This is a genomic window from Micromonospora sp. CNZ297 (assembly GCF_007827625.1).
In genome coordinates, this window is record NZ_VISU01000003.1 from 549,012 (window position 1) to 555,011 (window position 6,000).

At 65.2% G+C, this 6,000-nt stretch carries 8 protein-coding genes; 3 read left to right on the plus strand and 5 right to left on the minus strand.

What is annotated here, in order from left to right:
* Positions 1-309: 309 nt before the first annotated feature.
* The 5 genes from FB454_RS08785 to FB454_RS08810 form a co-directional block, all read right to left on the minus strand.
* Positions 310-618 carry a hypothetical protein gene (locus tag FB454_RS08785; RefSeq protein ID WP_041799229.1) on the minus strand — a complete coding sequence of 103 codons (309 nt, stop codon included), beginning with the start codon at positions 616-618 and terminating at the stop codon, positions 310-312.
* Positions 615-794: a hypothetical protein gene (locus FB454_RS08790; RefSeq protein WP_145822789.1), complete on the minus strand. Its 180-nt coding sequence runs from the start codon at positions 792-794 to the stop codon at positions 615-617. The genes FB454_RS08785 and FB454_RS08790 overlap by 4 nt, the downstream gene beginning before the upstream one ends.
* 490 nt (positions 795-1,284) lie before the next feature.
* Positions 1,285-2,481, minus strand: coding sequence for a helix-turn-helix domain-containing protein (locus FB454_RS08800; protein ID WP_145822791.1), 1,197 nt, complete (start codon positions 2,479-2,481; stop codon positions 1,285-1,287).
* Positions 2,482-2,758: 277 nt separating this feature from the next.
* Positions 2,759-2,932: a hypothetical protein gene (locus FB454_RS34810; protein ID WP_186461556.1), complete on the minus strand. Its 174-nt coding sequence runs from the start codon at positions 2,930-2,932 to the stop codon at positions 2,759-2,761.
* Positions 2,929-3,147, minus strand: a complete 219-nt coding sequence (locus tag FB454_RS08810; protein ID WP_145822793.1) for a flavin reductase — start codon at positions 3,145-3,147, stop codon at positions 2,929-2,931. The genes FB454_RS34810 and FB454_RS08810 overlap by 4 nt, the downstream gene beginning before the upstream one ends.
* Before the next feature lie 484 nt (positions 3,148-3,631).
* Here FB454_RS08810 and FB454_RS08820 point away from each other — a divergent pair, with 484 nt between their 5' ends.
* From FB454_RS08820 to FB454_RS08830, 3 genes are all read left to right on the plus strand, one after another.
* Positions 3,632-3,856 (plus strand): winged helix-turn-helix domain-containing protein, encoded by a 225-nt coding sequence (locus FB454_RS08820; RefSeq protein WP_145822795.1) that lies wholly within the window; start codon positions 3,632-3,634, stop codon positions 3,854-3,856.
* 287 nt (positions 3,857-4,143) lie between these two features.
* Positions 4,144-4,581 (plus strand): hypothetical protein, encoded by a 438-nt coding sequence (locus FB454_RS08825; protein WP_145822796.1) that lies wholly within the window; start codon positions 4,144-4,146, stop codon positions 4,579-4,581.
* A gap of 398 nt (positions 4,582-4,979) precedes the next feature.
* Positions 4,980-5,801: a DUF6414 family protein gene (locus FB454_RS08830; protein WP_145822797.1), complete on the plus strand. Its 822-nt coding sequence runs from the start codon at positions 4,980-4,982 to the stop codon at positions 5,799-5,801.
* The last annotated feature ends 199 nt before the right edge of the window (positions 5,802-6,000 follow it).

A 6,000-nucleotide genomic window follows, 5' to 3' on the forward strand; every position in this document is an offset into this window, starting at 1 on the left:
CCCACGTCTTCGACGTCACGGGCCGCCCACTGATCGTGTCCGGGTCTTGTAGTCCGACCGACCTGCGCCAAGGCGACATGGTAGAGGTTCTGTGTGGCGGCTACGTCGTGGCCGCAACCCGCGCCTACGTTGAGCTGCACTCGCGTCCCGGTACCGCGTCTCTCGTACTGCCTGACGTGGCAGCGTCTGACGTAGAGCCAGGCTATGTCCTTCGAGCTCTCGGGCAGCACTGAGGCCGACAGCGGAAGTCGCGCCGACCGCTTCGGTGTGCACTCTCAGCGAGCCGATCGGATCAGGCTTGATATGAGGTCAGACGGGCTGATCACGCGCTGCCCGGCTCGGTTCGGCTGGCCCGGTTGCTGTACATCGCTGCTGTACTGCTGGCATGGGCTGGTCGGCCGCCCTGGTCCAGCCGAGGAAGCGACAGTGCAGCACCCCCGCCGGCGTCCAGGGCATGTCCTCGGTGGCCTGGACGAGGTAGGCACCGAGGTAGAGGGCCAGCGACACCGGCGCATCCATGAACTCCGCGCGCAGCTCCCGCTTGCGCGTGGGGCAGGGCCAGGGCAGGTAGCAGCCACCGCAGCTCCAGACCGGCATGACCGGGCCGTGGGTGGTCACCACGCGCTCTCCAGGAACCGCGCGGTGATCGCCCGCGCCTGCCGGCTCGTCGCCCACTCCACCTGCCAGCACGGGTACGGCGCGAGCCGCGCCCACCACGCCCGGCACCCGACACACATGCCGTCGAGCCCTCGTACGTGAACCGCGACGATCGCCTGTTCCTGCTCACTGGTCACTGCTCACCCTCCGGACGGCCAGTGGCCCCGATTGATCGGTATCCGATGCCGGACGCGGCAGGGCAGTTCGGACCCACAGCGGCAGATGCGCCGCCAGAGCCGCCACGACCACACCGGCCGATGCCGTCGGGCAAGAGTCAGCGCGGTGGCGGAAAGGTAGTCGTCATACGAGACGCGCCGCTCCCGCGACATCGATGTGTCCCCGGCGCCCGCCGGGGCCTGTTGCCCGCCGCGCGCCTGGTCCAGCAACCGCCGCCGGGCGATGTCCTGCTCCATCATCTGGATGCGCTGCCCGACGCCGCACGCCGTCGGAATCGACGGGAGGTGCCGACCTACGAGTCGCCGCAGGAGCCCGATAGGCACCGTCATCTTCTGGCCCTCCGTGATGAGAGCACGAAGAGGCACCAGCTGATGTGCCTCGATCCGCGCCCGGTTCAGTGAGGTCCAGCGTCGCGCCGCGCGCGTCTACGATCCAGAAGGTGACTGTCCGCTAACCAGGTGTGCTGTCCGCTGTCGATCGTCGGCTCGGCGCGTACTCGACGCACAGTTCACGGAACATCGCGGCCTCGGGCACTCCGAGATCCTCGACCTTGGCCAGAAGTTCCGCGGCTCGCCACCAGTTCGACGGCACCACTCGCCCGGATGCCACGGCCTGCGCCCCGAGCGCAACCGCTTCGTCCGGCTGACCGGCCGCGACGAGAGCAAGTCCGAGGTCGAGACGCGCCGATGCCGACCGGCGTGGCCGCGCTCCCCCATCGCCGTGCGGATCCAGATCGGCCACTACGGCCCGAGCCACCTGCTCGGCGCCCGGGTCACCGGCCCACGCCAAAGTCGTGGCCGTATAGGCGGCGGCTTTGGCAGGGTCGTAGCGATAGTGATGCTCGGCTCGCTCGGGAACGGGAAGATTCGCCGCCAACCGCTCTACCCGATCCAGCGTTCGCCGGGTGGCAGCAACGTCCCCGATGCGAGCCCATGCACGGGCCTCCTGAGCAGTCGCCTGAATCCTGGCAGAGCTGCCCTGAGGCGCAACCCGTTGAGCTTGCTGGGAAAGATCGAGTGCTGAACGGTAGTCACCTTGCGTCAACACGTCCCAAGCCCGCGTCTCCAGACACCACGCCTGAATTTCGGGATGCTCAGCATGTTCAGCAAGGTCACGAGCAGCTCGCAGATGAGCAGCCGCAGCATTCCGCTGCCGCAGGTCGATGTGAACCGTGGCCCGCAGCACCGCCAACCAACCGCCGGCAACCAACAGCCGACGCTGTTGAGCAAGCGTTACCCGTCCGTCGAGCAGCCGCACCACATAGGAGAGGTGCCGCCGCACCAACGGCAACAGATCCGCCGGTGCCATCGTCGGATAGGAGCTGGCGAGGTCGTCAACGCCCTGCTCGATCCGTTCGAGCATGTCGTTGCTGACATCACTGGCGGCGACTCTCGCTCGCAACTCGCCGGCCTCGGCCGCATGGTCGATCGGCGCATCGACCAGCCGAGCAAGCACTCCCCCGGCGTCGAGAATCCGGTCCAGGTGGCGCGCTGTGTCGACCGTCGGAGCCTTGAGCCCTGCCTCCAACTCGTGCAGATGGCTCTTACTCCGGTGAGCGAGTTGCCCGAGAGACCGAAGCGACAGGCCACGCCGCTCCCGAAACTCCCGCAGAGCTACCCCAAAGCGCGGATCGACGGACGAGGCCATAGCGCCGCTCCCAGCTCAAGAGGCCCGGCTAATCAGCCGGCCGCCACCCCCTCGACGGTACCCCGACTCTTCACACGTGGATGCCCGCGCTGCTCACTTCTCGGGGAAGGGGCCTTGGACCCACGGCACCCGTGGGGTCAAATAGTGATCTCTTCGGTGTGAACTGTCGGCGAGCCGGTCGGATCAGGCTCGATGCGAGGTCAGACGGCCTGTTGATGCGCTGCTCGGCCTGGTTCGGCTGGCACGGTTGCTGTACTTCGCTGCTGTACTGCTGGCCTCAGATCAGGCGTTGGATGCGGACCTTGGGGCGTTCGTTTCTGAGGTGGCCTTGCTTGTGCTGGCGGACCTGCTCCTCCCAGACCTCCTGGTCGTAGTCCGGGTCCGGCGAGGTCCACTTGTGGGAGCCGTCGCTGTAGTGGAACTTCTCGTCGCCGGGTCGAAGGATGCTCATCGGGTCCAACCCAGGAAGCGGTGGTGCAGGTGGCCGGCGGGGACGTGGGCCAGGTCCTGGGCGGCGTCGACGAGCTGGGCGGCCAGGTAGAGAGCCAGCGACACCGGGGCGCGGTCGTACTCCGCTCGCAGCTCCCGCCGCCGGGTCTGGCAGGGCCATTCCCCCGCACAACCGCCGCAGGACCAGGCCGGTTTGATCGGGTGGTGGGTGGTCATCGCGGGCCGTCCTGGCTGGGCCAGTGGCCGCGGTTGATCGGGATGCGGTGGCGGCTTCGGCAGGGCAGGCTGCTTCCGCAGCGGCAGACATGTCGCCAGTGCCGCCATGACCAGACGGGCCGATGACGGCGGGCGAGGGTGAGCGCCACCGCCAGGACGTACTCGTCGTACGAGACGCGCCGCCGGCCGTCGAACTGCCTCGGGTTGTACCCGGTATCCGACACGGCACCTGCGGTCGAACCAGTTGCATCGTTCGGTCTAGTCACCGCGCCTCCCGCCGACGCTTGCGGTCCCGTGGGCACCCGGTCGACCGTGTCCGGAGACAGGGCACCCACGGCAGGACGACCCGGCCGCCAAGCTGGGTAGCCCCAGGAGCAACTTAGGACGCAATGTGCGCAGGGTCAACAGCTGAGACACATAGCGTTGTAAGTCGAGCCCGTGATGTGGTCTGCTTGCACCAGCCGCCAAGCTGGGAGCACCACCGATGTCTGAAGCTGCATACCTACAGGTCGCCCGGGATATCCGAGAGCAGGTCAGCTCCGGCCAGTTGAAGCCCGGCGACAAGCTGCCCTCGTTCGCCGCCCTCTGCGAGCACTACGAGGTCAGCAACACCGTCATCCGCGCCGCCATGCTGCTGCTCAAGGCCGAAGGGCTGATCGACGGCCGGCAGGGCAAGGGCGTCTACGTCGCCAGCCCGCTTCCTCGGTAAGCCGGGGACGTCTCCGAGTTTCGACCTCTCGCTTGTAAGTTCTGGGCGCTCCGTCCGGGCGCGTCCGCGCACGTCTCTGACGTCGGGCGTTGATCCGCAGCCCTCCGCCGCTGGCCCTCCACGTCTGGCCCTGTTGCTGTCACCGTTGCTGTCAACAGCAACAGGGCCATCGCCGCTTAGCGGTGGTCGCCAATCGACACAGGTCCACGGAGGTCCGGCCACGGGCGTTCCGGTCATCACCAGTTGGTCGCTCATCCCGGTGGTCCCTGTCCCCTAACCTGTCAAGCATGACGGCGACAACCGTGGCGGCGTGGCTGGGACTTGCGGTTAGCATCCTCAGTCTCTCGCTTGGCGTGGTTCGTACTTGGTTAAAGGATCGAGCGGCCACTCCCCGGGTCCAGCTCGACCTAATTCTCGCTCAGTTGAAGTCAGGTCCCACTAACGAAGTTCGGCTCCTAGTAACGAACCAGGGGCCAGCCATCATGAAGCAGGTCGACGTTCAGGTGTTCGACGAAGACGGAGACTCTCTGGAGCTGACCGAGCCTGATATCTCCGCCTTGTGGCCAAAGATGCCGGTGGGGGAGTTGCAACCCAACCAGTCTCTGTATCTGACGTTCAATCGTTCGCTCTCGACACGGGACGCTCGGCAGGCCCTCGTGAGATGGCATGATCGACGCCGCAGCCAGCAGTCATCCATGATCCCACTCTCCTACAACCGGATCTGACGCTGGTCAAACACTGTCAGCTTGGGAATCGGGTTGAGTAGGGCTCCTGAGGCCTGGTGCCGGCGGGTCATGGGCGTACGGGCCAACCGGGCAGGCTCCCCATGGGCCTCTACTGGCCGGTGTTGACCGCTGCATCGGGCACGGATCGGGCACGGGACCCGGGTGACTAAGACTTGAACCCTGAACCCTCTGGCAGCTTCGATCATCTGTAATCGGGCGGATCGGCCTGCGACTTGGGCGAACCCTTACGTCGCCTTAGGGCGGTTGCCAGCCCCTTGTCAGTGTCAGTTGCGCCCACCGCATGCCCGATGATCTTCCTGGTTCGGCTAGGGTACGTATTGGCAAGGGAACCGTGCTGTACTAGGCCGACACCCACGACCGCATGAAGGGCGAGCCTCATGAGTGTCTTCCGGTCGCCTCTATATCTCAACACCGAAATTCTGGTGCCGCTGGCCAACTATCACGACATTGATGTGATGGTCGACGTGGCTGTTACGCAACGTGATCTCGGTCAGCGCTCCGGCAACGCCGCCGTCAAGGTAGCAGTCCCTCTCCCTGGCACACCGAGCCTCGACTTCGGCGGGTCGAAGGGCTCGGAGGTTGAGGTAACTCAGGCACGCACCATCAAAGATCACCCGACCAACGCCCTCAACCGGCTACTCGATTCGCTAGCCGCGAGGGAAGACGTGACGCGGGACCTATCCAAAGGTGCGATCACGCGGCACCAGCTCGTTGAACTCGACGGTGATTGGGAGATCTCGCCAGCCACCGACGTCGGGTCCCTCCTAACAGGAATGTTCACCATGTTTGCTCAGAACCCGTCCTTGTTAGAGAGCTCCAAACCGCCAGCGGAATTCGTCTCGCTGATGGCCGATGGGTCAACTCGCGGTTCAGTTGTACTCGACACGGCACTCGGCGATGCCAATAAGACACACGTCCTGGTCCTTCTGGACTCCGAGCGGCTCGTGGGACAGGCCGCCGTTGATGACCTTGAGGGTGAGCGTACGGTGTTTGGCCAAGTGGACACCATCGTCGGGGAGGGTTCCCATTACTCTCTGGACAAGTTCTTCCTTTCGGGAATGGGTCGATCGATGCGCCGAGCCATACCGCTAGAAAACCTGCTTGACGGAATGGCTGCGATATCGGGTAAACCGATGACCACTGACGATCTCAAGATCGCTGGCCCTGTTGTGGTCGTAAAGGCCATTGCCATCTATTAGGTATGCAACAGACGGGCAAGCCGAGGGGACAACTTCGGTTTTCCTTGGCCATGCGCTTTCTCCTAGCAGCCTGGCATCTGCCATCGCTGTCCTGGTGCTCCTAGTACTCCAGCCGGGGATGTTGACCTTGGCTGAGCTGGGGCTTGGTGTGGTGTGTGAACGGGTGCAGCCACCGTCGATCATGGGCGGTTGTGTGGAC